Here is a 24,080-nt window from a genome sequence, read left to right on the forward strand (position 1 = left end):
CTCATGAGGACACGTGCGCGGGCGTACGGTCCCAGTCCTCCGGCAGCGACGGTACCGCCCAGGCGGGGTCGGGCCGCCAGTGCTGCCAGCCGTCCGCGTACGGCGTCCCCCAGGCGCGGATTCCCTCGACCGCCCGCCGGCCCGCCTCCCGCACGCGTTCGGCGGTCTCCGCGTCCATCAGGCCGTCGCGCTGCGCCTGCGCGAACTCGTCCTCGTCCCGCCAGTGCCAACTGCGGTCCGGGTTCACGGAGATGTCCAGGAAGTGGTCCTCGGAGTCGACGCCGCCCGCCCAGCGGGCCAGCGGCTCCTCCAGGTTGACGTACCAGTTCTTGAACCGCCAGCCAGGCTCCCAGAACAGCCACACCGACCAGGGCTCGCCGGGCCGCGCCAGCTTCAGCACCCCGGTGCCGAACCAGCGGTCCCGGCGCACCCCGCGCGGCTTGGTGTAGCGGGACTCCAGCGGCTCCAGGTGGACCGGGGTGCCGTCGGCGAGCACGGGTTTGACGCACTCGGTGCCGGGCGCCAGCCAGACCGCGAGCAGGTCGGCGTCGTCCCGGACGACCGTGACGGGCCGGGCGATGTGGAAGCCCTCACCGGCGTTCTCCCGGTACCGCCACAGGATCGGGGTGCCCGGGGCCCAGTACGTCGTCGTGTCCGTTTCCGCTCGTCTCACCGCTTCGTCGTCCGCCATGGACAGATATTAGGTGCCATGGGCACCCGATGCCGTGGCCTCCGCCACGACCGGACGCCGACGGCGGAAAACGGGGGACGCCCGTTACGGGTGTGTCATCCGCAGGACATCCAGCGCCTCGTCGAGCTGTTCCCGCGTCAGCTCCCCGCGCTCCACGTAGCCGCCCTCCAGGACGACCTCCCGGATCGTCTTCCGCTCCGCGAGCGACCGCTTGGCGATCCGCGCGGCCTCCTCGTAACCCAGGTACTTGTTCAGCGGCGTGACGACCGAGGGCGACGACTCGGCGTACTCGCGGGCGCGTTCGCGGTCGGCGGTGATGCCGTCGATCGTGCGGTCCGCGAGCAGGCGGGAGACGTTGGCGAGCAGCCGCACCGACTCCAGCACGTTCTTGGCCAGCACCGGGAGCATCACGTTCAGCTCGAAGTTGCCCGCCGCACCGGCCGTGACGATCGTCGCGTCGTTGCCGATCACCTGTGCCGCCACCATCAGCACCGCCTCCGGGACGACCGGGTTGACCTTGCCGGGCATGATCGAGGAACCGGGCTGGAGATCGGGCAGCCGGATCTCCGCGAGACCCGTGCGCGGGCCCGAGGACATCCAGCGCAGATCGTTGGCGATCTTCGTCAGGCCGACCGCCACGGTCCGCAACTGGCCGCTGGTCTCCACGATCCCGTCGCGCGCCCCCTGTGCCTCGAAGTGGTCGCGTGCCTCGGTCAGCGGCAGTCCGGTGGCCCGCGCGACCTCCTCGATCACGGCGGCGGAGAACCCCGGAGGCGTGTTGATCCCGGTGCCGACGGCCGTCCCGCCGAGCGGCAGCTCCGCGAGGCGGGGCAGGGACGCACGCAGGCGCTCGGCGCCGTAGCGCACCTGGGCCGCGTATCCGCCGAACTCCTGACCCAGGGTCACGGGGGTCGCGTCCATCAGGTGTGTGCGCCCCGACTTCACCACGTCCGCGAACTCCTCCGCCTTGCGGGTGAGGGCGTCGGCCAGGTGTTCAAGCGCCGGGACCAGATCGCGGGTGACGGCGGCGGTGGCGGCGATGTGGATCGAGGAGGGGAAGACGTCGTTGGACGACTGGGAGGCGTTGACGTGGTCGTTGGGGTGCACGTCCCGCCCGAGACGCTCGCTCGCGAGGGTCGCGATCACCTCGTTGGCGTTCATGTTGGACGACGTGCCCGAGCCGGTCTGGAACACGTCCACCGGGAAGTGCTCGTCCCAGCGCCCCCCGGCCACCTCCTCGGCGGCGCCCTCGATCGCCTTCGCGATCTCGGGGTCCAGCACCCCGAGCCCCGCGTTCACCTTCGCCGCCGCCCCCTTGATCCGGGCCAGCGCCTCGATGTGCGCCCGCTCCAGGCGCTGCCCGGAGACCGGGAAGTTCTCGACGGCACGCTGGGTCTGCGCGCGCCACTTGGCGTCGGCGGGGACGCGGACCTCGCCCATGGAGTCGTGCTCGATGCGGTAGTCGTGACTCATGTCCGGTACAGCGAACGGGGGCGGCGGGATGTTCCTGCGCTGACCCGGACGGGTCTCAGTGCACCGAGAACCCGCCGTCCACGAACAGCGCCTGACCGGTGACGTACGCGGAGGCCCGGCTCGCCAGGAACACGGCCGCGCCCGCGAAGTCCTCGGCCAGCCCGTTGCGCCCGACGAACGTGCGCGCGGCCAGCGCCCGTACGGTCTCAGGGTCGGACGACAGCCGTGCGTTGAGCGGCGTCATCACGAAGCCCGGCACCAGCGTGTTGCAGGTGACGCCGTACGGCGACCACTCCTCCGCCTGCGAGCGCGCGAGCGACTCCAGCGCGCCCTTGGAGACCCCGTACGCCCCGGACCGCGCGAACGCCCGGTGCGCCTGCTGGGAACTGACGTGGATGATCCGCCCGAAGCCCCGTTCGGCCATGCCGGGCGCGAACCGCCGGCTCAGCAGATGGGGTGCCTGGAGGTTCACGGCAAGGGTGAGGTCCCACTCCTCCTCGGTGAGTTCACTCATCGGGGGACGGAGGTTGATCCCCGCGCAGTTGACGAGGATGTCCGGCTCCCCGAACTCCTTCACGACCTCGTCGCCCGACGCCCGCACCCCCTCACGGGTCCCGAGATCGGCACTCACCCAGGCCGCCCGGCAGCCCAGCCCGGTGAGCCGCGCGGTCGTCGCCTCCAGCGCCTCCCTGCCCCGCGCCACGACCACCACGAAGGCCCCGGCCCGCGCCAGCGCCTCGGCGATCCCGCGCCCGATCCCGGAACTCCCCCCGGTCACGACGGCGACACGGTCGTCGAGGGAGAAGAGCCCGGAGAGGTACGCGGGGGAAGTCATGCCGGCACCCTAGAACGGGCCCGGGGGCCGACTTCCGTCGGCCCCCGGGATGTTGCCGCTCAGGGCGTTCCTCAGCCGAGGCCGGGACCCCGCACCGGAATGGTCGTGAACGTCGGAGCCGGAGCCGGGTCCTGGAAGAAGTCGTTCCCCTTGTCGTCCACGACGATGAACGCCGGGAAGTCCTCGACCTCGATCTTCCAGACCGCCTCCATGCCCAGCTCCTCGTACTCCAGGACCTCGACCTTCTTGATGCAGTCCTGGGCGAGACGCGCGGCAGGGCCGCCGATGGAGCCGAGGTAGAAGCCGCCGTGCGCGTCGCACGCGTCGGTGACCTGCTTGCTCCGGTTCCCCTTGGCCAGCATCACCTTGGAGCCGCCCGCCGCCTGGAACTGCTCCACGTAGGAGTCCATGCGCCCGGCCGTGGTCGGACCGAAGGACCCGGAGGCGTACCCCTCGGGGGTCTTGGCGGGACCGGCGTAGTACACCGGGTGGTCCTTCAGGTACTGCGGCATCTCCTCGCCCGCGTCGAGCCGCTCCTTGATCTTGGCGTGCGCGATGTCACGGGCCACGACCAGCGGACCGGTGAGCGAGAGCCGGGTCTTCACCGGGTACTTGGTCAGCTCGGCCAGGATCTCGTCCATCGGCTGGTTCAGGTCGATCTTGACGACGTCGCCGTCCGACTCGAGGTGCTCGTCGGTCGTCTCCGGCAGGAACCGCGCCGGGTCCGTCTCCAGCTGCTCCAGGAACACGCCCTCGGCGGTGATCTTCGCGACGGCCTGACGGTCCGCCGAGCAGGAGACCGCGATGGCGACCGGGCAGGACGCGCCGTGCCGGGGCAGCCGCACCACGCGCACGTCGTGGCAGAAGTACTTGCCGCCGAACTGCGCGCCGATGCCGATCTTCTGGGTCAGCTCGAAGACCTTCTCCTCCAGCTCCTTGTCCCGGAAGCCGTGACCCAGCTCGGAGCCCTCGGCCGGGATCTCGTCCAGGTAGTGCGCGGAGGCGTACTTGGCGGTCTTCAGCGCGAACTCGGCGGAGGTGCCGCCGACCACGATCGCCAGGTGGTACGGCGGGCAGGCGGCCGTGCCCAGCGAACGGATCTTCTCCTCCAGGAACTTCATCATGGAGGACTCGTTCAGGACGGCCTTGGTCTCCTGGTAGAGGAAGGACTTGTTGGCCGAGCCGCCGCCCTTCGCCATGAAGAGGAACTTGTAGGCGCCGCCGTCGGTCGCGTAGAGCTCGATCTGCGCCGGGAGGTTGGAGCCGGTGTTCTTCTCCTCCCACATGGTGAGCGGAGCCATCTGCGAGTAGCGCAGGTTGAGGTTCAGGTACGCGTCGTAGATGCCGCGGCTCAGGGCCGCCTCGTCGCCGCCCTCGGTCAGCACGTTCTGGCCACGCTTGCCCATGACGATCGCCGTGCCGGTGTCCTGGCACATGGGCAGCACACCGGCCGCCGCGATGTTCGCGTTCTTGAGCAGGTCCAGCGCGACGAACTTGTCGTTGGACGACGCCTCGGGATCGTCGATGATCCGGCGGAGCTGGGCGAGGTGCGCCGGGCGCAGATAGTGCTGGATGTCGTGGATCGCCTCTTCGGCCAGCTTGCGCAGCGCCTCCGGCTCCACCTTGAGGAACGTCCGCCCGTCCGGCCCCTCGACGGTGGACACGCCCTCGGAGGTCACCAGCCGGTACGGGGTGGTGTCCTCTCCCTGGGGAAGCAGATCGGTGTACGCGAACTCAGGCATCTCAGCCCATTCCTCACTCGACGGACGGGGCCCGCCGACGCTGGCGGGCCTGTCCAGCGTAGAACCCCTTTCGAAGGGGGCTCCTGTGAGGTAAGGCTCACTTGCGACACGCCGGGAGCGCGCGGTGGGGCGCGCCACTTATCCACACCCCCTAGTCGCGATCTATCGCGTTTGGGTACGCTGCCGTCGTGGACCTTCAGAAGCACGCCCAGACCCCGGGCACGGAGGCGCGCGTGTCCGAGCTGCGCGCCTCCGACGCCGACCGCGACCGCGTCACCGACATCCTCCGCGAGGCCCTGGCCGAGGGCCGGCTGACCGCCGAGGAGCACGCCGAGCGCGTCGAGGGGGTGCTGCACACCAAGACGGTCGGCGAGCTGGACGTCTACATACAGGACCTCCCGGCCGGCCACGACCGGCCCGGCCGTGCCACCACGGCCCCGCCGCACCCGATCCCCGGCGCGGTCCCGGCCGACGCCGACGCCAGCGTGGTCGCCGTCTTCAGCAGCGCCGTGCGCCGGGGGAGCTGGCGCGCCGGGCGCCGGTTGCACGCGTTCGCGGTCTTCGGCAGCGTCGAGATCGACCTCAGCGAGGCCGTCTTCGAGTACCAGCAGGTGGTGATCAAGGCGATCTCGGTCTTCGGGGACGTCCAGATCCGCGTCCCGGAGAACGTGTCGCTGCGCGGCACCGGCGGCGGCGTGATGGGCAACTTCGAGGTCAGCACCCGCGACTCGACCGACTCCCGGGCCCCCGTGATCTACGTCGACGGATGGGCCGTCCTCGGCAACGTGGAGGCACGGCCCAAGCGCGGCCGCTTCGTGGCGGACATCCTCGACCGGGTGCAGGACAAGGTGGACCACACGCTGCGCAAACACCTGGACCGTTGACGGTCGCGAATTCCGGCGCGGCCCGCGCGGATGTCGCGCCCGGACTGCCGGGCGCGAGGGGGTGCGAACAAGCCGCCGCGCGCCCGGGGTTGGGGACGCAGTGCATAGGCGCGCGCACAGCGGGTAGGGCTTGCTGCATCGTCTCTCGCTCGCGAAGCCGTCGTCAGGAGTAGACCGTGCTGCAACCGCCGCGTTCGTCCCTGCAGGTCGCCGCCGTCCCGGCCCAGCGGTCACCGAAGCGGGACAGGGACCAGGACGCGCCCTGGCACACCGAGGCGGTGTGCCGGCGTGACGAGGCCACTCTCTTCTTCGCCCCGTCGAAGGAACCGACCGCCGCCCGGCTCTCCCGCGAAGAGGCCGCCAAGCGCGTCTGCGCCCGCTGCCCGGTCATGGTCGAATGCCGGGAACACGCCCTCCTCCAGCCCGAGCCCTACGGCGTCTGGGGCGGCCTGACGGCAGCGGAGCGCCGAGTGGTCCTGGCCCGCCGCCGACGCCGTGAGGTGGAACTGAAGAAGGCGACGGCACCGCGCATAGCGGGCTGAGACCTGAAGGCTTTCGCTTCCGGGGACGCGGGGAACTGCGCGACGAGCCCCCACCGGCCCGCAGATATGCACGGCCCGCAGTTCCCCCACCCGGTCGGCGGAGCTATTTCGCCCGGTCGAAATCAACCGCGCTGTACGCCCGCAACTTGCTCAGCCGATGCTCGGAGTCGATCCTCCGCACCGTCCCCGACTTGGACCGCATCACGATGGAGTCGGTCGTCGCCGTCTCCGACCGATACCGCACCCCCCGCAGCAGCTCCCCGTCCGTGATCCCGGTCGCCACGAAGAACACGTTCTCCCCGTTGACGAGATCCTCGGTGGTGAGCACGCGATCCAGATCGTGCCCGGCGGCGATCGCCCGCCGGCGCTCCTCCTCGTCCTTGGGCCACAGCTTGCCCTGGATCGTGCCGCCGAGACACTTGACCGCGCAGGCGGAGATGATGCCCTCGGGCGTACCCCCGATGCCGAGCAGCAGGTCGATGCCCGTGCCCTCGCGCAGCGCCAGGATCGAGCCCGCGACGTCGCCGTCGGTGATCAGCTTGATGCGCGCGCCGGTCTCCCGGATCTCCTTGACCAGCTCCTCGTGCCGGGGCCGGTCGAGAACGACGACGGTGACGTCCTCCGGCGAGCAGCCCTTGGCCTTGGCGACCCGGCGGATGTTGACCGCCACGGGCGCGTTGATGTCCACGAAGTCGGCGGCCTCGGGCCCGGTGACCAGCTTGTCCATGTAGAACACGGCGGAAGGGTCGAACATGGCCCCGCGCTCGGCGGCGGCTAGCACGGCGATCGCGTTCGGCATTCCCTTGGCGGTGAGCCGGGTGCCGTCGATCGGGTCGACGGCGATGTCGACCTCGGGACCGGTGCCGTCACCCACCCGCTCCCCGTTGAACAGCATGGGCGCCTCGTCCTTCTCGCCCTCGCCGATGACGACGACGCCGTTCATCGACACGGTGGAGACGAGGGTCCGCATGGCGCGCACCGCGGCACCGTCGGCGCCGTTCTTGTCGTCCCGCCCGACCCAGCGGCCCGCGGCCATCGCGGCGGCTTCGGTCACGCGGACCAGTTCCAGGGCGAGGTTGCGGTCGGGGGCCTCGGAGGGGACATCGAGTTCGGACGGCAGATGATGCTCGGTCATCGGAGCGCACCTTTCTGATACGACGACGGCCGGATGAGGGTTCGATTCCTGACTCTATCGCCGTACCGACAAAATGAGCAGGGGGCCCCACGGATGAGCGCACGGGGCACCTGCGACCATAGGGGGCGTGGCAGGTACGAACGGCAAGCAGAAGACGGTCCGGGACATGATCCTTTCCCTGGCCCTCATCGGTATCGCGGCGGCGGTCATCTATGTCTTCGTCCCGCACGACGATCACGCCCCCGATCTCAAGCGGGTCGACTACACGGTGGAGACGGCCGGCGCACGCCGTGCGGCGAGCTACCCGGTGGCCGCCCCCGAGGGACTGCCGAGTACCTGGAAAGCGACCTCCGTACGCTTCCAGGCCGAGGATTCCGACCGCTGGCACCTCGGCTTCCAGGCGCCGGGCGGCCAGTACGTGCAGGTCGAGCAGTCCGCGGGCAAGCGCGGCGACGTCATCGACCAGGCGACCCAGGGCGCCAGGGCGACCAAGCGCACCGAGGAGATCGACGGCCGCACCTGGACCCGGTACACCGGCGGCCGCTACGACGGCCTGGTCCTGGAGGACACCCCCGGCTCCACGACCGTGGTCGCGGGCACCGCGTCCTTCGACCGGCTGACCGCGATGGCGGCGGCGCTGAAGATGAAGAACGAGAAGTAGCCTGGCGGGCCGCAGCGGCACACGACGGCCCACGGCGCGCGAAAGGGGCCCCGGACGGATCCGGGGCCCCTTCGTCGTGCGCTGTGGCCGTACGGCCGCTCAGACGGTCGTGACGACGTCGTCGTAGGCCAGGCGCGGCGAGCGCGGGTACCAGGCGTCGGGGCCCGGGTGGCCGATGTTCACGACCATCAGCGGGGCGTGGTCGTCGTCCAGGAACTCCTTGCGGACGCCCTCGAAGTCGAAGCCGGTCATCGGGCCCGCCGCCAGGCCGGCCGCGCGCACGCCGACGAGGAAGTAGGCGGCCTGGAGCGCGGCGTTCATCGCGGCGGAGCGCTCGCGGACCGGGCGCTCGGCGAAGAACAGGTCCTTGGCCTGCGGGAACGCCGGGAACAGGGTCGGCAGCTCCTCGTGGAACTCGTTGTCCGCCGACAGGATCGCGACCAGCGGCGCGGCGGCCGTCTTGGGCTTGTTGCCGTCGGCCATCAGGGCCACGAGACGCTCGCGGGCCTCGGGGGAGCGGACCAGCGTGATGCGCAGCGGGGTCTGGTTGAAGGCGGTGGGGCCGTACTTGACCAGGTCGTAGATCGCCCGGACCTGCTCGTCGGTCACCGGCTCGTCGGTGAAGGTGTTCGCGGTGCGGGCCTCGCGGAACAGCAGATCCTGGGCGGCCGGGTCGAGAACGAGAGACATGCGTGACTTCCTCGGATACGCGTCCGGCCCGGGGTGCCGGGCCGACTGAACGGCACGACCCTACGCGAAAGAAGTTAAAGCTTTAACGAAGGGGGCGCGCCGAGGGGACGCGAGGCGCCCGCCCGGGAAAGCGCGCCCCCGGACTACGCGTCCCCCTCGGCCTCCGCCTCCTCCGCCAGCGCCGCGTCCAGCCGCGCCCGCGCCCCCTCCAGCCAGCGGCGGCACACCTTGGCCAGCTCCTCGCCGCGCTCCCACAGCGCCAGCGACTCCTCCAGCGTCGTACCGCCCGCCTCCAGGCGCCGTACGACCTCGATCAACTCGTCCCGCGCCTGCTCGTACGACAGCGCCTCGTCCACCTTGCTGGTCATCCGCCCACCCTAAGCATCGCCGCCGACATCCCCGTCGCCACCGGCGTCCACCCGGACCGCGAACTCGCCCTCCGCGACCCGCGCCCGCAGTGTCTCGCCGCCGGTCACCTCGTCCGGCGCGCGCACCACGTGTCCGTCGGCCTTCTGGAGCACCGCGTACCCCCGGCGGAGCGTCGCGGCGGGGGAGAGGGCCACCACGCGCGCGCGGGTGTGGGTCAGCTCGGAGTCGGCGCGGTCCAGGAGGTGGCCCAGCGTGCGCCGCCCGCGCTCCAGCAGGGCGTCCACCTGCGCCGACCGCTCGTCCAGCATCCGGTGCGGGTGCTCCATGCAGGGCCGGGCCAGCGCGTGCGCGAGCCCCCGCTCCTCGCGCTCCAGGACCGCGTGCACACAGCGCCGCCCCCGGTCGCGCAGCATCCGCACCCGCTCGGACTCCTCGCCCACGTCGGGTACGACCTTCTTGGCCGCGTCGGTCGGCGTGGAGGCGCGCAGATCGGCCACCAGGTCGAGCAGCGGGCTGTCCGGCTCGTGCCCGATGGCCGAGACGACCGGCGTACGGCACCCGGACACCGCTCGCACCAGCTCCTCGTCGGAGAACGGCAGCAGGTCCTCCACGCTGCCGCCGCCGCGGGCCACCACGATGACGTCCACCTCGTCCATCGCGTCCAGCTCCTTGACCGCCTGGACGACCTGCGGCACCGCGTGCACCCCCTGCACCGCGACGTTGCGCACCTCGAAGCGCACGGCGGGCCAGCGGTGCCGGGCGTTCTCCAGCACGTCGCGCTCCGCCGCCGACGCCCGCCCGCAGACCAGCCCGATCAACTGCGGCAGGAACGGCAGCGGCTTCTTCCGGTCGGCCGCGAACAGCCCCTCGGCCGCCAGCGACTTCTTCAGCCGCTCCAGCCTCGCCAGCAGCTCGCCCACGCCGACGGGCCGTATCTCGGCGGCGCGCAGCGAGAGCTGGCCGCGCGGGGCGTACCACTCCGGCTTGGCCAGGACCACGACCCGCGCGCCCTCCCCGACCACGTCCGCGACCGCGTCGAACACCTGGCGGTAGCACGTCACGCTCACCGAGATGTCGTGCGAGGGGTCGCGCAGGGTCAGGAAGACCACCCCCGCCCCCGGGCGCCGCGACAACTGCGTGATCTGCCCCTCGACCCACACCGCGCCGAGCCGGTCGATCCAGCCGCCGATCAGCCGGGAGACGTCACCGACGGGCAACGGGGCTTCGGGGGACGTGTTCACAGCCATGCCGCGAGACTAACGGCCCCCGCCGACAAAGGAGCCGTGACCCGGACGCCCCCCTGGGGGGATCTACGGGCCCCCGTACCCGGCCTTACGATGGGACGCATGACCGCTTCGCCTGGCCGCCGTGTCCTGCTCGCCGCCCCCCGTGGCTACTGCGCCGGTGTGGACCGCGCCGTGATCGCCGTCGAGAAGGCCCTCGAACAGTACGGGGCCCCGATCTACGTCCGGCACGAGATCGTCCACAACAAGTACGTCGTCCAGACCCTGGAGAAGAAGGGCGCGATCTTCGTCGAGCAGACGGAGGAGGTGCCGCCGGGCAACATCGTGATGTTCTCCGCCCACGGCGTCGCCCCCGCCGTCCACGAGGAGGCCCAGCGCGGGCGTCTGGCCACCATCGACGCCACCTGCCCCCTGGTCACCAAGGTCCACAAGGAGGCCGTCCGCTACGCCAAGGACGACTACGACATCCTCCTGATCGGCCACGAGGGCCACGAGGAGGTCATCGGCACCTCCGGCGAGGCACCCGAGCACATCCAGTTGGTCGACGGTCCCGAGGACGTCGCCAAGGTCGAGGTCCGCGACCCGTCCAAGGTCGTGTGGCTCTCCCAGACGACCCTCTCCGTGGACGAGACCATGGAGACCGTCGACGCCCTGAAGACCAAGTTCCCCGGCCTCGTCTCCCCGCCGAGCGACGACATCTGCTACGCCACGCAGAACCGCCAGCTCGCCGTGAAGCAGATGGGCGCCGAGGCCGAGCTGGTCATCGTGGTCGGCTCGCGCAACTCCTCCAACTCGGTACGGCTCGTCGAGGTCGCCAAGCTCGCCGGGTCCCGCGAGGCGTACCTGGTGGACTTCGCCGGCGAGATCGACGAAGCCTGGCTGGAGGGCGTCACCACGGTCGGCGTCACCTCCGGCGCCTCGGTGCCCGAGGTCCTCGTCGAGGAGGTCCTGGAGTGGCTGGCCCAGCGCGGCTACGGCGACGTGGAGCTGGTCAAGGCGGCCGAGGAGTCCATCACCTTCTCCCTCCCCAAGGAGCTGCGCCGCGACCTGCGCGACGAGGCGGCGGCGCTGATGGCGGGGCGCGGGGGCAGCGGGGCGTCCGAGGCGTGACACCCGGGGCGTGAGGCCATCGGTGTACGGGGTGGCCCGTACGGCTCGTACACCGATGGGGATGCCCGGGGCGTGACCGTCATTCGTACGTCGTAACGTGTTGCCATGCAGATCTTCGGCGTGGACATCGGCGGGTCCGGGATCAAGGGTGCCCCGGTGGACCTGGACAAGGGCGATCTCGCCCAGGAGCGCTGCAAGGTGCTCACCCCGCACCCGGCGACCCCCGACGGCGTCGCCGACGGCGTGAAGCAGGTGATCGACCACTTCGGGTGGACGGGCCCGGTCGGGCTGACGTTCCCCGGAGTGATCGCGGACGGTTCGACGGTCCTGACGGCGGCCAACGTCGACAAGAGCTGGATCGACACCGACGCGCGCGCCCTCTTCAGCGAGCGGCTCGGCGGACTCCCGGTGACCGTCGTCAACGACGCGGACGCGGCGGGCCTGGCGGAGATGCAGTTCGGTGCCGGGCGCGGCCGCAAGGGCACGGTCATCGTCCTCACCTTCGGCACCGGCATCGGCAGCGCGGTCTTCACCGACGGCGTGCTGGTCGCCAACACCGAGCTGGGCCACCTGGAGCTGAACGGCCACGACGCCGAGAAGAAGGCGTCCAGCAAGGCCAAGGAAGACGGCGAACTGAGCTGGGAGCACTGGGCACGGCGCGTGCAGAAGTACCTCGCGCACCTGGAGATGCTCTTCTCGCCGGACCTCTTCATCATCGGCGGCGGCGTCAGCCGCAAGGCCGACAAGTTCCTCCCGCACATCAAGGGCGTCAAGGCCGAGATCGTCCCGGCCCAGCTCCAGAACAACGCGGGGATCGTGGGCGCGGCGATGCGGGCGGCGCAGCGGGCCGAGGCGGAGTAGCGGCACGGGGGCCGGTCCGGCGCGTACCGCCGCTCCGGCCCGCCAGTCGGCCGACCGAACCGGACTCAGGCGCGGCGGCGCCCGGACTCGCCTCAGACGCGGCGTCGGCGACCGCGGATCCAGCGCACCCGGCGCACCAGGACGATCACCCCGGCGATCAGCGTCCCGCCGTACAGCCAGCCCGCCTGGGTGGCGAGACCGGTGAAGACGCCCATCAGGGAGCCGAGGACGCCCGCGCTGCCGTCCGCGACCGCGAAGAGCCCGGCACCGAAGGCGATCGGCAGGGCGACGGGGGCGGTCAGCAGGTCGCCGGGGCGTACCCACAGCGCGGTCAGCACGCAGACGGGCAGGAACAGCACGCCGTAGGCGACCAGGGACGAGCCGAACAGCAGCGCGTCCAGGGCACCGATCAGCAGCATCGCGGCCACGCAGAACAGACCGCCGCCGAGCCCGGTGAGCCGGGGGTTCGGGAAACGCCGGCCGATGGGCGCGGGGCCGGGCTCCGCGAGGGGGCCGCGCGCGGGATCGGGGGCGCGTACGGCCTGCGTGCCGCGTACGGCCTGGGGGGCGCGGCCGGCCGCGACGGGTGCCTGGGCCGTGCCGTGCGGCGCGTCCGGGCCGCGCCGGGCCTGGGGCGGAAGGTGCGCGGGCGTGGGCGTGCCGCCTCGCGGCCCGTCCTGGGGAGGTCGCGTTCTGTGTTGCTCCACTGGACCAACTTAGGTCTGTTTATGTGCCGAATCGCCCATCAGACACGCCGAAGACGTGTCCGTAGGGCGAGTCCCGCCGGACGGGGGACGCTCCCGCTCATTGCCCGGCGCGGACGCCGTAAACTGGTGGATCGGCCGGTGTCCCCTGGGCCCTGGCAGCCCCTGGCCCACTCCTCTACGGGAAGTCGCAACGTGTCGCTCACGATCGGAATCGTCGGCCTGCCCAATGTCGGCAAGTCGACCCTTTTCAACGCCCTGACCAAGAACGACGTGCTGGCGGCCAACTACCCGTTCGCCACGATCGAGCCGAACGTCGGCGTGGTCGGCGTCCCCGACGGCCGGCTGGCGCAGCTCGCGTCGATCTTCTCGTCGGAGCGCATCCTCCCGGCGACGGTGGACTTCGTCGACATCGCGGGCATCGTGCGGGGCGCCTCCGAGGGCGAGGGCCTGGGCAACAAGTTCCTCGCGAACATCCGTGAGTCGGACGCGATCTGCCAGGTCATCCGCGCCTTCAAGGACGAGAACGTCGTGCACGTCGACGGCAAGGTCTCGCCGAAGGACGACATCGAGACGATCAACACCGAGCTGATCCTCGCCGACCTCCAGACCATCGAGAAGGTCCTGCCGCGCCTCCAGAAGGAGTCCCGGATCAAGAAGGACGTCGCGCCGAAGGTGAAGGCGGTCGAGGAGGCGAAGGAGATCCTGGAGAAGGGCGACACCCTCTTCTCCCAGGGCATCGTCCAGGGCTCCGAGCGCGCCGAGCTGCTGCACGACCTGCACCTCCTCACCGCCAAGCCCTTCCTCTACGTCTTCAACGTGGACGAGGACGAGCTGACCGACGAGGACTTCAAGAACGAGCAGCGCGCGCTGGTCGCCCCCGCCGAGGCGATCTTCCTCAACGCCAAGCTGGAGGCGGACCTCGCCGAGCTGGACGAGGAGGACGCCATCGAACTCCTCGAGTCCGTCGGCGCCGAGGAGCCCGGCCTCGCCACCCTCGCCCGCGTCGGCTTCAACACCCTCGGCCTCCAGACCTACCTCACCGCCGGCCCCAAGGAATCCCGCGCCTGGACCATCAAGAAGGGCGCCACCGCCCCCGAGGCGGCCGGTGTCATCCACACCGACTTCCAGAAGGGCTTCATCAAGGCGGAGGTCATCTCCTTCGACGACCTGGTGGAGACGGGTTCCGTCGCGGAGGCCCGCGCGAAGGGCAAGGCGCGCATGGAGGGCAAGGAGTACGTGATGCGGGACGGGGATGTGGTGGAGTTCCGCTTCAACGTGTAGCGGAGTCCCTGCCGCCACGTCGCCGATGTCTAGACGTGCAGTTCAGGAGGGGTCCCGACCTTTCGAGGTCGGGACCTTTTGCTTTTCCCGCGCTGGGCTGTGCGGCGGCACGGTCTCCCCGCGCGCGGGTAGCGTGACCGCCATGTCCGAGGAGTTGCCCGGTTTTCCCTGCCATCCCGACCCCTTGGCGACCGGGGTGATCGTCGCCTCCGGCACGACGTGCCTCTGCTGCGGGAGGGCGCGGGGGTTCGTCTACACGGGCCCGGTGTACGCGGTCGAGGACCTTTCCAGCCTGCTGTGCCCGTGGTGCATCGCCGACGGCAGCGCGGCTGCGAAGTACGACGCGCACTTCATCGGTGACCCGGTCGGAGACGATGTCCCGCTTGAGGTCGTGAGATCCGTTGACGCGTGTACGCCGGGCTTCTTCTCCTGGCAGGACCCGCGGTGGTTCTTTCACTGCGGTGACGGCACGGCGTTCATGGGGGCGGTGGGGGCGGCCGAGCTGGCCGCGTTCCCGGATGCCCGGGAGGAACTGCGCAGCGAGGCGGGTGCGTGGGGGTGGTCCGCCGAGGCCGTGGAGAGTCATCTGGATGCTCTGGACAAGGACGGTCAGCCCACGGCTTACCTCTTCATGTGCCGCACGTGCGGCCGGTACATGGCGTACGCGGACTTCACGTAGCCGCGGTCGGAGGCCGCGGCCACGGCCGGGTGGTCGCGGCGCCAGGCGGCGGGGAGTCCCCGGCCGAGCACCGAGTGGTCGGCGGGTCACGGAACGCCCTCCCCGCAGCGGAGAGAGGGGTAGGAGTCCCTCACCTGCGCAGTCTCGTTGCGGAGCCTGCCGGTGTGCCAAGGGTTTCTCTGCCTCGGCGTACCCGGCCGGTTCGTGACCAGTGCGTTCGTCGACGTGTGAACACGCAGGTCGACGGGGGTCCGATAGGGGGTGACCAGGACGCGCACCCCCGGCGCTGCGGCACGGTGCGCATCACGCACCGCAGAATCCCGGTGCCTGCAGATGGAGTAAATCTGTAGTGGCGGGAGTAGACATTGCCATGGGCGGGGTCTAACGTCGTCCTCGTACCCCAGAAGTCGCACGACGAGAAAAGGAGCGGAACGCCATCAGGATCGCCCGGGCGGGTATCGCCCGGGTACCGCAGGCCCCGATTGGAAGGTGGTCCCCGGTCACGCATCCGCGATCCCCGCAGCCCCGCCCCATCCGGCGGAACCTGCGGACACAGAAGATCGGCGAAATCAGCCGGTAGATGGTGTGATAGCTCGGGGCCCGGGCGCCATGTGGCGCTCGGGCCCCCCGACGCGTCCCCGGAAGAAGAGGTCTATGCCCCCTCGCAGTACCCGCCCCCTCGTCCCCCTCGATGACGACGACTACCCCGCCTACACCATGGGCCGGGCCGCCGAGATGCTCGGCGCCACCCCCGCCTTCCTCCGCGCCCTGGGCGAGCACCGGCTGATCACCCCGCTGCGCTCCGAGGGCGGCCATCGCCGCTACTCGCGCTACCAGCTGCGCATCGCCGCCCGCGCGCGTGAACTCGTCGACCAGGGCACACCCATAGAGGCAGCCTGTCGCATCATCATTCTCGAGGACCAGTTGGAAGAAGCCCAGCGCATCAACGAGGAGCTGCGTGCCCAGCACGCCGGCGGGCCGAGCCCGTCGGCGTGAGGTCCTGGGCGGCTGCGGTCACTCGGACCACTGAGGGGTGCCGAGCGCCGCGGACGCCCGCTCGTACGGGTCGGCCGTCGGCGCGGGGGCGGGCGCGGGTACGGCTTCGGTGCGGGTGCCGCAGGTGAAGCCGAGCTGGGTCATCGCCTTCACGACCTCACCGGCGCTGAAATCGCGGCGGTCCTGACGGGTGACGACCTGGCCGACCTGCTTCACGGGGTACTGGCGTCGCCCGATGACGACGAACTCGGCGGTGATCTCCTCGGGCTTCACGCCCTTCATGGAGTCCAGCACGCCCTGCTTGGTCAGGTCGAAGGGGAAGCGGGCGATGACGCAGCGCATGATGCCTCACAGGGAGAGAAGGGAACGGATCCAGGTGGGGTAGGTGTGGTTCAGCGGGAGTGGGCGAGGGCGCCCGTGATGTCGCGGTGTTCCTCGGTGATGTCACGCAGGCGGACATGGTCCGTGTAGCCGGAGCTGTCGCGGACGGCGGTGAGCAGGTCCAGGGTGACCAGGCCGGTGCGCCGGCCGTCCTCGTCGCAGACGACCAGACGCGCCGTACGGGCGGCGGCCATGACGGACAGCGCCACCTCCACGGTCATCGCGCCCCAGACCTGCGGCCCGGCCGCGTCCGAGTCTTCGAGCACCGTCCTGTGTGCGCGGCTCGCGTTCGTCGGGCCGGGGTGCGTCCGGATCGGCGTCAAGAGGTGCCTCCTGCGGAGTCGGGTCGGTTTCTGAGCACAGGCCCTAGGCCGCCGCGTCGGTGACGGACCGCCGGGCGACCGGGCGCCGGCTCGTCGAACCCGCCGAAGCCGCGCGGCGCCGGCCGCGTGAGGTGGCGCCGCGCTTCTTGGGGCGTTCGGTGACGGGCGTGGTGACGACGACCGGGATTCCCGAAGGGGTCCGGGCGCCGGTGATGCGGCGCAGGTCCTCGTCGCCGGAGCGGACCTGGGTCGTCTGCGGGACGATCCCGGCCGCCGCCATGAGGCGGGACACACCGCGCCGCTGGTTCGGGGTGACCAGGGTGACCACGCTGCCGGACCGCCCGGCACGGGCCGTACGGCCGCCGCGGTGCAGGTAGTCCTTGTGGTCGGTCGGCGGGTCGACGTTGACGACGAGGTCGAGGTCGTCGACGTGGATGCCGCGCGCGGCGACGTTGGTCGCCACCAGCACGCCGACATGGCCGGACTTGAACTGCGCCAGCGTGCGGGTGCGCTGGGGCTGCGACTTCCCGCCGTGCAGGGCGGCCGCCCGTACCCCGCTGTTCAGAAGGTGTTCGGTGAGCCGGTCGACGGCGTGCTTGGTGTCGAGGAACATGATCAGCCGGCCCTCGCGCGCGGCGATCTCGGTGGTGGTCGCGTGTTTGTCGGCGCCGTGGACGTGGAGCACGTGGTGCTCCATCGTCGTGACCGCACCGGCCGACGGGTCGACGGAGTGCACGACCGGGTCGCCGAGGTAACGGCGCACGAGCAGGTCGACGTTGCGGTCGAGGGTGGCGGAGAACAGCATCCGCTGCCCCCCGGGGCGTACCAGGTCGAGCAGCGCGGTGACCTGGGGCATGAATCCCATGTCGGCCATCTGGTCGGCCTCGTCGAGGACGGTGACGGCGACCTGGTCCAGTCGGCAGTCACCTCGGTCGATGAGGTCCTTGAGGCGGCCGGGGGTGGCGACGACGATCTCCGCGCCGCCGCGCAGCGCGGAGACCTGCCTGCCGATCGACATCCCGCCCACCACCGTGGCCAGCCGCAGCCGCACGGAGCGCGCGTAGGGGGTGAGCGCGTCGGTGACCTGCTGCGCCAGCTCACGTGTCGGCACGAGGATCAGCCCCAGCGGCTGCCCGGGCTCGGCGCGCCGCCCGGCGGTGCGGGCCAGCAGCGCGAGCCCGAAGGCGAGCGTCTTGCCGGAGCCGGTGCGCCCGCGGCCCAGTACGTCCCGGCCCGCCAGGGAGTTCGGCAGGGTCGCCGCCTGGATCGGGAACGGGACGGTCACGCCCTGCGAGCCGAGCGCGGACAGAAGTTCCCGGGGCATGTCGAGATCGGCGAAGTTCTCCACGGCCGGAAGCGCGGGAGTGACGGTCCGGGGAAGCGCGAACTCGCCCTGCGGTGCGGAGCGACGGCTGTGACCACCGGACGTTCCGCCACGGGGGCGAGTGGCGCGGTTGTTCATTCGTGTGCGGTTCATGCGGAACCTTCCTCGACGCGGCGCATATCAAGGAATTCCCGCGGCGATGAACAGTGCCGAGAATTGCGAGAAACGGCCGAATGGAACGCGAAATGATAAAGCTGCCGTGCGGATATGCGGAGGGGGCCCGCACCCCGAAGGATGCGGGCCCCGTCTGCACGTGCGCGTAGGTCGCGTCAGGCGGGAACGATGTTCTCCGCCGTCGGGCCCTTCTGGCCCTGCGCGATGTCGAAGCTCACCTTCTGGCCTTCGAGCAGCTCACGGAAGCCCTGGGTGGCGATGTTCGAGTAGTGGGCGAACACGTCGGCGCCGCCACCGTCCTGGGCGATGAAGCCGAAACCCTTTTCCGCGTTGAACCACTTCACGGTGCCAGTAGCCATGTCGTTCTCCTTCGGGGTATCGCCGGAGCCCGCACCGTGCGGACACCGTGTCGCTGCGATGATTACCCCGCCCGGAAAAGACCGGAATCGCTTTTGGGGACCACAACTGCAACCGAGATCGACAGTAGCACGTCGTAGCGGTTCGTGTGCGGTGAATAATTGCATTCGGTTCGCCGGGGCGATAAATCTGTGCGCGGGCCTCGTTGAACCCTCATCCGGCGAACACAGATATTGCGTGGGGAATCGGTGGGTACTCGGCTCGCGCCGGATCCATGGACGTGGAGTCCTGACGCAGGAGGCGCGATCATGACGGAACGAATGCACACCACGATGGAGTCCCACCCGGACATCCTGGAGATGCGGGAGCGCTTCGTCCTGGCGGAGCGGGCGGCCGCGACGCAGCAGGGGCAGGCTGTCGAGGCGCTGGCGCTGATCACGGGGCTGTACATGGCGGCGTCCCCGTGGATCGCGGGGTTCAACGGGTTCAGCACCCTCGCGGTGAACAACCTGATCGCGGGTGTCGCCTACGCCCTGCTGATGAGCGGCTTCGGCCACGCCTACGAGCGCACCCACGCCCGCGCGTGGGCGGCCGCCCTGATCAGCGTCTGGATGATCATCTCCCCGTGGGTGGTCGCGGGGAACGTGGCCACCACGCGCACGATCGTCAGCAACGTCGTCGTCGGCGCCGTCGGCCTGCTGCTCGCCCTCGCGGCGGGTGCCGCGGCCGGCAAGACCGGCGGTCGGCGCGTCCGTACGACGGGGATGATCCGCCCGTAAGCCCGTAAGGGCCCGCGGTTCACGGCCCGGCCTCGCCTCGACAGGTGGGGCCGGGTCCGGCTTGCCGCCGTTCGCCGTCCGCCGTTCGCCGTTCGCCGTCCGCCGTTCGCCGTCCGCCGTCCGCCGTCCGCCGTCCGCCGTTCGCCGTCCGCCGTCCGACGCCCGCGGGCGCCGCGACCGGCCCGCCGGCAATGGCCCCCCGGGGCGGCGTTGTCCGCGCCAACTGCCACAATGCGGAGGCTACTTCAGCGGGCGGGGGGGCGGATCCGTGAGTGACGTCGGTCGGGCCGGACGCAGCGGGGCCGGCGGATACGGCAGCGTCTACGTCGCCGTCACCGCGCTGGTGTGCTCCCTCGTGGCGCTCGGCCTGCTCACCTTCGCGGGACTCCAGCTGCCCCACACCGTCGAGCGCGACCGTGCGCTCAAGGAGGCGGTGCCCTGCCGATCCGTGCCGCGCGAGCCCGCCGACTGCCTGTGGCGGCAGCCGTTCACCGTCACCGGTATCCATCTGTGGTCGGGCAGGCGCGGGGACGCCATTCACGCCACCCTCGTCTCGCCCGGCGGCGGCAAGTGGCCCACCGAGTTCCGCAAGGACGGGCCGGTGCTGTCCGCGCTCGACGAGGGCGACCGGGTCACCGGGACGATCTGGCGTGGTCGGCTGGTGCGGATATCCGCCCACGGCGCGGTGCAGGTCACCGAGAACAGTCCCGACACGCTGCCCGAGAGCATCGTCGCCATGCTCGTCGTCGGCGGCCCGTCCTGTGTGGTGCTCGCGGTGGCCTGCGGCTGGCGCCTGCGGTCGCCGAAGGAGCGCGGGTGGCGGCGCGGGCCGAAGCTGACGGCCGCCCTGGCCGCCGGTCTCGCCGGAGCGGGGCTGATCGCGGCCCTCGTCGCCCTCGAGTTCGGTCTGCCGCTGTGGGCCATGCCGGCGATCTGGCTCCCCCCGGCCGCGCTCGCGACCGCCCTGGCGATCGCCGTCGGCCGTCAGGCGCCGGAGGAGCGACGGACGGTGCCGACGCGGAAGGCCGCTCTCTGACGACGGCGGCGCCGCCGCACACCGCCGTTGACAACCACCCTGCCTGTGAGCCGAGTTCACATGCCCTGGTACGGGACCGGCTCCGTCACCCACCCCGCCGTCAGGATCAGCCGGCTCTCGCGGTGGACGGCGAGGAAGGCGAAGGGGCGGTCGAAGGTCGCGCGGACCACCGTCGTCTCGTAGCGGTGGTCGGGCAGGCCGCCCGGCGTCGCCATCACCGCCGTCACCGCGCCCGCGCGGAAACCGAGCGCGCCGAACTGGGCCACGGCCGACTGCCGGGCCGCGCCGATGGCGAGCGGGGCCGCGCTGATCCCGGGGAAGTGGGAACCCGGCACCGTGGTGGCCGAGGCGAGCCCGAACAGGCCGGGCTGTTCCAGGAGGTTGTGGTCGGTCCGCACCTCGAACGCCACCGTCCGCACGTCCAGCGCGATCGGCTCGGGCTCGACCGCGGGCTGCGACTCCACGTGCAGCCCCGGCCCGACATGCCCGAACGGCAGCGCGCCCCCGGCGGTCACCGCGACCGCGCGCTCCACCACGCCGATGCCCGCGGCCAGTACCTGACCCGGCGTCATACGCTCCTCGCCGAGCACCAGATGGACGTCGACGCCGTTGTCCCCGGGCACGGTCAGCGTGGTGACGAAGCCCTCCGGGGCGCCCGCGACACCCACCCGGTCGGGGCGCACGCTCCTGCGGTGCAGCCCACGCAGCCTGCGCTCCCGCCAGGGACCGGACTCCGGGAACAGCACCGTCTCGCCGAAGGGCTGCCGCCAGGTCGTCCGCAGCGCGAGCGCGCTCGCCAGGACCAGCCGCGCGTCACGCGTCAGTGTCACCGGCATCCGTTCGACCAGGCCGCCGGTCCGCTCGACCGCCCAGGCGTCCAGCCGTTCCTGCGCCGTGATCAGGTCGTCCCCGAACACCCCGTGGCTGCCCACCGGCAGGCCCCCGCGCCACTCCTCGTGGAACCGCAGGCTCTGGTGCGCCCACAGACCGAGCGCCGCGTCCAGGCCGGAGACCGAGTCCAGCGCGGCCAGCAGTCCCCGCGCGGCCGACGCCGCGTGCTCGGCGGGCACCCCGAGGGCCTCGGACAGTTCCGCCCGCGCCGGGCCGCCCGCGCCGTCCGCGAGGAAGGCCAGCAGGGGCCAGGCCCCGGCCGCCGAGAACACCGTGCCGTCCGCCGGGGTCTCCCACGCCCATCTCGCGGTCAGCCCGTTCACCGCGCGCACCGTGTCGCTCCCGGTCCAGGAGCTCACCCCGGTGCCCCCCACTGCCGCTCCGCCCACTGCCGTGCCCCCACTCCGCCCCTGCCGGTCAGGGTCCTCGCCGTCGCGTTCCGGGGCGGTCCGCCCCAGGAGCACCGTACCTGTCCGGTCTGTTCCCCGGACCGGAGTCCGGTACGTCCGCTTGCGCCCGCCCGGACACCGGCCGTGCACACCCCGGCGCACCCGGCGCGGAAGCCGGGCACCGCTCCGCAGGTGTGATCGTCGCCGGAGTGGGGAGTCATAGCGGGGGTCTCGGCGGGAAAGCCCCTGGGTGTGGCTCTCCCCGACTCCCTGTCATCACTTCGAGTGATTCTCTGGCCTTTGCTTGCATGGCACAACCCAGGGTTGCCAGGCTGTTGCTGTCTGTACAACCTGATGGGAGCGGCCAGTGACTTTCGGTGAACAGCCGGCTTACCTGCGCGTCGCGGGAGATCTCCGCAAGAAGATCGTCGACGGTTCACTGCCGCCCCACACCCGCCTCCCGTCACAGGCCCGCATCCGCGAGGAGTACGGCGTCTCCGACACGGTCGCGCTGGAGGCCCGCAAGGTGCTCATGGCCGAGGGGCTCGTCGAGGGCCGCTCCGGGTCGGGCACCTATGTGCGCGAGCGGCCGGTGCCCCGGCGCGTGTCCCGCTCCGGGTACCGCCCGGCGGGCGGCGCCACGCCCTTCCGGCAGGAGCAGGCCGACGCGGCGGCGCGCGGTACCTGGGAGTCCAGCAGCGAGCAGGCCGAGGCCGACGCGGCCGTCGCCGAGCGGCTCGGCATCCCGTGCGGCGAGCGGGTCATGCGCACCAAGTACCTGTTCCGGGAGGCGGGGGAGGCGATGATGCTCTCCACCTCCTGGGAGCCGCTCGCCGTCACCGGGCGCACCCCGGTGATGCTGCCCGAGGAGGGTCCGCTCGGCGGGATGGGCGTGGTCGAGCGGATGCGCGCCATCGACGTCATCGTGGACAACGTCACCGAGGAGGTCGGCGCCCGCCCCGGGCTCGCCGAGGAGCTGCAACTGCTCGGCGGCGTGCCCGGCCACGTGGTCCTCGTCGTGCAGCGGACGTACTACGCCTCGGGCCGTCCGGTGGAGACGGCCGACGTGGTGATTCCGGCCGATCGGTACCAGGTGGCGTACCACCTCCCAGTGAGGTAGCGCACACTCGATGCGCCCCCCGGGCGCCGGTCCCCGTCGGCCGGCCCCGTGGCGCGTCCTCTCGCGTGCGCGGCGATCTGGCCGTTTTCCCAGGTGGTCGAAGGTTTGTTCGTCTGCCCTCCGTGCTGCGGCGCCTCCGCGTCGACCGGGCGCGTTCGCTCGTGCGCGCCCCCTCACGTTCTGGCCGGTTGCGTACCTCTTCGTGAAAAGCCGTATTCGCAGGGTGAAGGTTGGGCGTACGCTCGGGCATATGCGTATTGCGGTTTCCTTAGGCGGGGTGCGTCGGCGGCCCGGGACCGGAAGCGGGTGGGGCGGTGCGAAGAGGAACGGTGGGGGCGATGAATGAGGGTGCGATCGTCCTGCCCTGGATCGTGATACGGCAGGACGACAACGGCAACACCTACCGGGTGGGCCGGTACGCCACACGGGCCGAGGCGGAGCGGATCGCCGACAGCCTCGACGGTCACGGGCACAAGCAGCTCTACTGGGTCGAGCACATCGAGCGCAACGGCGAGTCCACGCGCAACTGACCCCTCGGGCGTGCGGGCGCCGGTCGCGCTCCCGCGATCCACTCCGCACGCGCTCCCGTAGGCTCCACCTCATGAACGCACGGATCGTGGTGGGCGCCGCCCTGCTCGACCAGGGGCGGCTGCTCGCCGCGCGCCGTAGCGCGCCCCCCGAACTCGCCGGGCGCTGGGAGCTGCCCGGCGGCAAGGTCGAGCCCGGCGAGCGACCCGACGAGGCGCTCGTGCGCGAACTGCGCGAGGAACTCGGCGTCGACGCCGACGCGGTCGAACAGGTCCCGGGACAGTGGCCCCTGAAGCCCCCTTATGTCCTGCAGGTGTGGACCGCGCGGCTGCGCCCCGGCTCGGCGGCACCGCGCCCCCTCCAGGATCACGACGAACTGCGCTGGCTCACCCCCGACCGCCTCTGGGAGGTGCCCTGGCTGGATCAGGACGTCCCGGCCGTCCGTGACGTCGCCGCCCGCCTCGGCGCTCCGGCCGCGCACGGAAGCACACCGCCCACCGACGGCTGAGGGGGTGCGGGGCGCCGGCGTGCGCCCCGCACCGGATACGCCGTTCGTGCCACAGTGCGCCCGCTCCCGCGGTACCACCTCCCGAAATCCGGGTATATCGCCCTTAACCCCATGAAAACGGGCATGGGTGGGCTCGCCGGCCTGGGAAGTGATCCGTGATCGACACCGGAGGCGACCGCGCCGAATGGACGTTCGCCGCGGAGCCGGGCGCGGTGCGCGCCGCCCGCGCCGCCGTCCGCGGCCAGTTGCGCCACTGGGACCTGGACAGCCTCGCCGAGCTGACGGCGTTGCTGGTCAGCGAGCTGGTCACCAACTCCCTGCGACACGCCACCGGCCCCATCGGCGTCCGTCTGGTACGCCCGGCAGGACT

The 24,080-nt window shown here is 71.5% G+C and carries 27 protein-coding genes and 1 pseudogene; 14 read left to right on the forward strand and 14 right to left on the reverse strand.

The genetic code is table 11. The features are described 5' to 3' along the window. Window position 1: 1 nt before the first annotated feature. The 4 genes from fomD to ACWEEU_RS11255 form a co-directional block, all read right to left on the reverse strand. Complete coding sequence (gene fomD, locus ACWEEU_RS11240) at window positions 2-691, reverse strand: cytidylyl-2-hydroxypropylphosphonate hydrolase (protein WP_385742213.1); 690 nt, start codon at window positions 689-691, stop codon at window positions 2-4. An 84-nt stretch (window positions 692-775) separates the two neighbouring features. Then, entirely contained in the window at window positions 776-2,164 is a 1,389-nt protein-coding gene (locus ACWEEU_RS11245) for a class II fumarate hydratase (protein WP_451730967.1), read from the reverse strand. 55 nt (window positions 2,165-2,219) lie between these two features. Further along, window positions 2,220-2,999: an SDR family NAD(P)-dependent oxidoreductase gene (locus ACWEEU_RS11250; protein WP_451730970.1), complete on the reverse strand. Its 780-nt coding sequence runs from the start codon at window positions 2,997-2,999 to the stop codon at window positions 2,220-2,222. A 71-nt stretch (window positions 3,000-3,070) separates the two neighbouring features. Beyond that, window positions 3,071-4,741 (reverse strand): fumarate hydratase, encoded by a 1,671-nt coding sequence (locus ACWEEU_RS11255; RefSeq protein WP_385742207.1) that lies wholly within the window; start codon window positions 4,739-4,741, stop codon window positions 3,071-3,073. 188 nt (window positions 4,742-4,929) lie between these two features. On the opposite strand from ACWEEU_RS11255, the gene ACWEEU_RS11260 reads away from it, so the two are divergent. Together ACWEEU_RS11260 and ACWEEU_RS11265 are read left to right on the forward strand one after the other, a co-directional pair. After that, the gene (locus ACWEEU_RS11260) at window positions 4,930-5,625 is read left to right on the forward strand and encodes a DUF1707 SHOCT-like domain-containing protein (protein WP_451730973.1); all 696 of its coding nucleotides are present in this window, start codon (window positions 4,930-4,932) and stop codon (window positions 5,623-5,625) included. 176 nt (window positions 5,626-5,801) lie between these two features. Then, on the forward strand, window positions 5,802-6,167 hold the full coding sequence (locus ACWEEU_RS11265) for a WhiB family transcriptional regulator (protein ID WP_161178255.1): 366 nt from the start codon (window positions 5,802-5,804) through the stop codon (window positions 6,165-6,167). Window positions 6,168-6,270: 103 nt separating this feature from the next. Here ACWEEU_RS11265 and glpX read toward each other — a convergent pair whose 3' ends face one another. Continuing rightward, window positions 6,271-7,302 carry a class II fructose-bisphosphatase gene (gene glpX / locus ACWEEU_RS11270; protein WP_451730976.1) on the reverse strand — a complete coding sequence of 344 codons (1,032 nt, stop codon included), beginning with the start codon at window positions 7,300-7,302 and terminating at the stop codon, window positions 6,271-6,273. Window positions 7,303-7,429: 127 nt separating this feature from the next. On the opposite strand from glpX, the gene ACWEEU_RS11275 reads away from it, so the two are divergent. Next, on the forward strand, window positions 7,430-7,963 hold the full coding sequence (locus ACWEEU_RS11275; RefSeq protein WP_451730979.1) for a DUF4245 domain-containing protein: 534 nt from the start codon (window positions 7,430-7,432) through the stop codon (window positions 7,961-7,963). A gap of 99 nt (window positions 7,964-8,062) precedes the next feature. Here ACWEEU_RS11275 and ACWEEU_RS11280 read toward each other — a convergent pair whose 3' ends face one another. The 3 genes from ACWEEU_RS11280 to xseA all read right to left on the reverse strand — a co-directional run bounded on the left by ACWEEU_RS11280 (window position 8,063) and on the right by xseA (window position 10,269). Next, window positions 8,063-8,653, reverse strand: coding sequence for a malonic semialdehyde reductase (locus ACWEEU_RS11280; protein WP_385742198.1), 591 nt, complete (start codon window positions 8,651-8,653; stop codon window positions 8,063-8,065). A 143-nt stretch (window positions 8,654-8,796) separates the two neighbouring features. Further along, window positions 8,797-9,021 carry an exodeoxyribonuclease VII small subunit gene (locus ACWEEU_RS11285; RefSeq protein ID WP_385742196.1) on the reverse strand — a complete coding sequence of 75 codons (225 nt, stop codon included), beginning with the start codon at window positions 9,019-9,021 and terminating at the stop codon, window positions 8,797-8,799. Window positions 9,022-9,030: 9 nt separating this feature from the next. Next, a complete protein-coding gene (xseA, locus tag ACWEEU_RS11290) occupies window positions 9,031-10,269 on the reverse strand; it encodes an exodeoxyribonuclease VII large subunit (protein ID WP_385742194.1) in 1,239 nt (412 codons plus the stop codon). A gap of 99 nt (window positions 10,270-10,368) precedes the next feature. Between xseA and ACWEEU_RS11295 the strand changes: the two genes are divergently transcribed. Together ACWEEU_RS11295 and ppgK are read left to right on the forward strand one after the other, a co-directional pair. Beyond that, the gene (locus tag ACWEEU_RS11295) at window positions 10,369-11,376 is read left to right on the forward strand and encodes a 4-hydroxy-3-methylbut-2-enyl diphosphate reductase (RefSeq protein ID WP_451730984.1); all 1,008 of its coding nucleotides are present in this window, start codon (window positions 10,369-10,371) and stop codon (window positions 11,374-11,376) included. 105 nt (window positions 11,377-11,481) lie between these two features. Further along, entirely contained in the window at window positions 11,482-12,237 is a 756-nt protein-coding gene (ppgK, locus tag ACWEEU_RS11300; RefSeq protein ID WP_385742190.1) for a polyphosphate--glucose phosphotransferase, read from the forward strand. 92 nt (window positions 12,238-12,329) lie between these two features. On the opposite strand, the gene ACWEEU_RS11305 is transcribed toward ppgK, so the two are convergent. Then, the gene (locus ACWEEU_RS11305; RefSeq protein ID WP_385742188.1) at window positions 12,330-12,944 is read right to left on the reverse strand and encodes a DUF6542 domain-containing protein; all 615 of its coding nucleotides are present in this window, start codon (window positions 12,942-12,944) and stop codon (window positions 12,330-12,332) included. A gap of 192 nt (window positions 12,945-13,136) precedes the next feature. Here ACWEEU_RS11305 and ychF point away from each other — a divergent pair, with 192 nt between their 5' ends. The 3 genes from ychF (at window position 13,137) to ACWEEU_RS11320 (ending at window position 15,900) form a co-directional block, all read left to right on the forward strand. After that, window positions 13,137-14,225, forward strand: a complete 1,089-nt coding sequence (gene ychF / locus ACWEEU_RS11310) for a redox-regulated ATPase YchF (RefSeq protein WP_385742186.1) — start codon at window positions 13,137-13,139, stop codon at window positions 14,223-14,225. Between the two features lie 142 nt (window positions 14,226-14,367). Then, window positions 14,368-14,904, forward strand: a complete 537-nt coding sequence (locus ACWEEU_RS11315; protein ID WP_385742184.1) for a CbrC family protein — start codon at window positions 14,368-14,370, stop codon at window positions 14,902-14,904. A gap of 654 nt (window positions 14,905-15,558) precedes the next feature. Beyond that, window positions 15,559-15,900, forward strand: coding sequence for a MerR family transcriptional regulator (locus tag ACWEEU_RS11320; protein ID WP_199585099.1), 342 nt, complete (start codon window positions 15,559-15,561; stop codon window positions 15,898-15,900). A gap of 18 nt (window positions 15,901-15,918) precedes the next feature. On the opposite strand, the gene ACWEEU_RS11325 is transcribed toward ACWEEU_RS11320, so the two are convergent. From ACWEEU_RS11325 to ACWEEU_RS11340, 4 genes are all read right to left on the reverse strand, one after another. Beyond that, entirely contained in the window at window positions 15,919-16,242 is a 324-nt protein-coding gene (locus tag ACWEEU_RS11325; RefSeq protein WP_451730990.1) for an SCO5918 family protein, read from the reverse strand. Window positions 16,243-16,292: 50 nt separating this feature from the next. Then, a complete protein-coding gene (locus tag ACWEEU_RS11330; protein WP_385742180.1) occupies window positions 16,293-16,547 on the reverse strand; it encodes a CBS domain-containing protein in 255 nt (84 codons plus the stop codon). Window positions 16,548-16,647: 100 nt separating this feature from the next. Further along, a complete protein-coding gene (locus ACWEEU_RS11335) occupies window positions 16,648-18,081 on the reverse strand; it encodes a DEAD/DEAH box helicase (protein WP_451730993.1) in 1,434 nt (477 codons plus the stop codon). Window positions 18,082-18,257: 176 nt separating this feature from the next. Further along, entirely contained in the window at window positions 18,258-18,461 is a 204-nt protein-coding gene (locus ACWEEU_RS11340; protein WP_199585095.1) for a cold-shock protein, read from the reverse strand. Between the two features lie 306 nt (window positions 18,462-18,767). On the opposite strand from ACWEEU_RS11340, the gene ACWEEU_RS11345 reads away from it, so the two are divergent. Both ACWEEU_RS11345 and ACWEEU_RS11350 read left to right on the forward strand, forming a co-directional pair. Further along, complete coding sequence (locus ACWEEU_RS11345; RefSeq protein ID WP_385742176.1) at window positions 18,768-19,238, forward strand: SPW repeat protein; 471 nt, start codon at window positions 18,768-18,770, stop codon at window positions 19,236-19,238. A 268-nt stretch (window positions 19,239-19,506) separates the two neighbouring features. Then, window positions 19,507-20,274: a hypothetical protein gene (locus tag ACWEEU_RS11350; RefSeq protein ID WP_451730997.1), complete on the forward strand. Its 768-nt coding sequence runs from the start codon at window positions 19,507-19,509 to the stop codon at window positions 20,272-20,274. 56 nt (window positions 20,275-20,330) lie between these two features. Here ACWEEU_RS11350 and ACWEEU_RS11355 read toward each other — a convergent pair whose 3' ends face one another. Continuing rightward, the gene (locus ACWEEU_RS11355) at window positions 20,331-21,524 is read right to left on the reverse strand and encodes a serpin family protein (protein ID WP_385742172.1); all 1,194 of its coding nucleotides are present in this window, start codon (window positions 21,522-21,524) and stop codon (window positions 20,331-20,333) included. A 397-nt stretch (window positions 21,525-21,921) separates the two neighbouring features. On the opposite strand from ACWEEU_RS11355, the gene ACWEEU_RS11360 reads away from it, so the two are divergent. The 4 genes and pseudogenes from ACWEEU_RS11360 to ACWEEU_RS11375 form a co-directional block, all read left to right on the forward strand. Further along, window positions 21,922-22,674, forward strand: coding sequence for a GntR family transcriptional regulator (locus ACWEEU_RS11360; RefSeq protein ID WP_385742170.1), 753 nt, complete (start codon window positions 21,922-21,924; stop codon window positions 22,672-22,674). A gap of 338 nt (window positions 22,675-23,012) precedes the next feature. After that, on the forward strand, window positions 23,013-23,204 hold the full coding sequence (locus tag ACWEEU_RS11365; RefSeq protein WP_366801093.1) for an SPOR domain-containing protein: 192 nt from the start codon (window positions 23,013-23,015) through the stop codon (window positions 23,202-23,204). A gap of 71 nt (window positions 23,205-23,275) precedes the next feature. Then, window positions 23,276-23,710 (forward strand): (deoxy)nucleoside triphosphate pyrophosphohydrolase, encoded by a 435-nt coding sequence (locus tag ACWEEU_RS11370; RefSeq protein ID WP_385742168.1) that lies wholly within the window; start codon window positions 23,276-23,278, stop codon window positions 23,708-23,710. Window positions 23,711-23,865: 155 nt separating this feature from the next. Continuing rightward, window positions 23,866-24,080 (forward strand): annotated as a pseudogene (locus ACWEEU_RS11375) (ATP-binding protein); the annotation flags it as partial.

The organism is Streptomyces sp. NPDC005004, assembly GCF_053600675.1.

Bases quoted from the DNA above. Each gene is read 5' to 3' on its own strand.
- ACWEEU_RS11340 (WP_199585095.1), bottom strand. From the start codon at position 18,461: ATGGCTACTGGCACCGTGAAGTGGTTCAACGCGGAAAAGGGTTTCGGC.
- ACWEEU_RS11250 (WP_451730970.1), bottom strand. From the start codon at position 2,999: ATGACTTCCCCCGCGTACCTCTCCGGGCTCTTCTCCCTCGACGACCGT.
- ACWEEU_RS11285 (WP_385742196.1), bottom strand. From the start codon at position 9,021: ATGACCAGCAAGGTGGACGAGGCGCTGTCGTACGAGCAGGCGCGGGAC.
- glpX (WP_451730976.1), bottom strand. From the start codon at position 7,302: ATGACCGAGCATCATCTGCCGTCCGAACTCGATGTCCCCTCCGAGGCC.
- ACWEEU_RS11295 (WP_451730984.1), top strand. From the start codon at position 10,369: ATGACCGCTTCGCCTGGCCGCCGTGTCCTGCTCGCCGCCCCCCGTGGC.
- ACWEEU_RS11255 (WP_385742207.1), bottom strand. From the start codon at position 4,741: ATGCCTGAGTTCGCGTACACCGATCTGCTTCCCCAGGGAGAGGACACC.
- fomD (WP_385742213.1), bottom strand. From the start codon at position 691: ATGGCGGACGACGAAGCGGTGAGACGAGCGGAAACGGACACGACGACG.
- ACWEEU_RS11325 (WP_451730990.1), bottom strand. From the start codon at position 16,242: ATGCGCTGCGTCATCGCCCGCTTCCCCTTCGACCTGACCAAGCAGGGC.
- ACWEEU_RS11280 (WP_385742198.1), bottom strand. From the start codon at position 8,653: ATGTCTCTCGTTCTCGACCCGGCCGCCCAGGATCTGCTGTTCCGCGAG.
- ACWEEU_RS11245 (WP_451730967.1), bottom strand. From the start codon at position 2,164: ATGAGTCACGACTACCGCATCGAGCACGACTCCATGGGCGAGGTCCGC.
- ACWEEU_RS11365 (WP_366801093.1), top strand. From the start codon at position 23,013: ATGAATGAGGGTGCGATCGTCCTGCCCTGGATCGTGATACGGCAGGAC.
- ACWEEU_RS11315 (WP_385742184.1), top strand. From the start codon at position 14,368: ATGTCCGAGGAGTTGCCCGGTTTTCCCTGCCATCCCGACCCCTTGGCG.
- ACWEEU_RS11370 (WP_385742168.1), top strand. From the start codon at position 23,276: ATGAACGCACGGATCGTGGTGGGCGCCGCCCTGCTCGACCAGGGGCGG.
- ACWEEU_RS11335 (WP_451730993.1), bottom strand. From the start codon at position 18,081: ATGAACCGCACACGAATGAACAACCGCGCCACTCGCCCCCGTGGCGGA.
- ACWEEU_RS11320 (WP_199585099.1), top strand. From the start codon at position 15,559: ATGCCCCCTCGCAGTACCCGCCCCCTCGTCCCCCTCGATGACGACGAC.
- ppgK (WP_385742190.1), top strand. From the start codon at position 11,482: ATGCAGATCTTCGGCGTGGACATCGGCGGGTCCGGGATCAAGGGTGCC.
- xseA (WP_385742194.1), bottom strand. From the start codon at position 10,269: ATGGCTGTGAACACGTCCCCCGAAGCCCCGTTGCCCGTCGGTGACGTC.
- ACWEEU_RS11345 (WP_385742176.1), top strand. From the start codon at position 18,768: ATGACGGAACGAATGCACACCACGATGGAGTCCCACCCGGACATCCTG.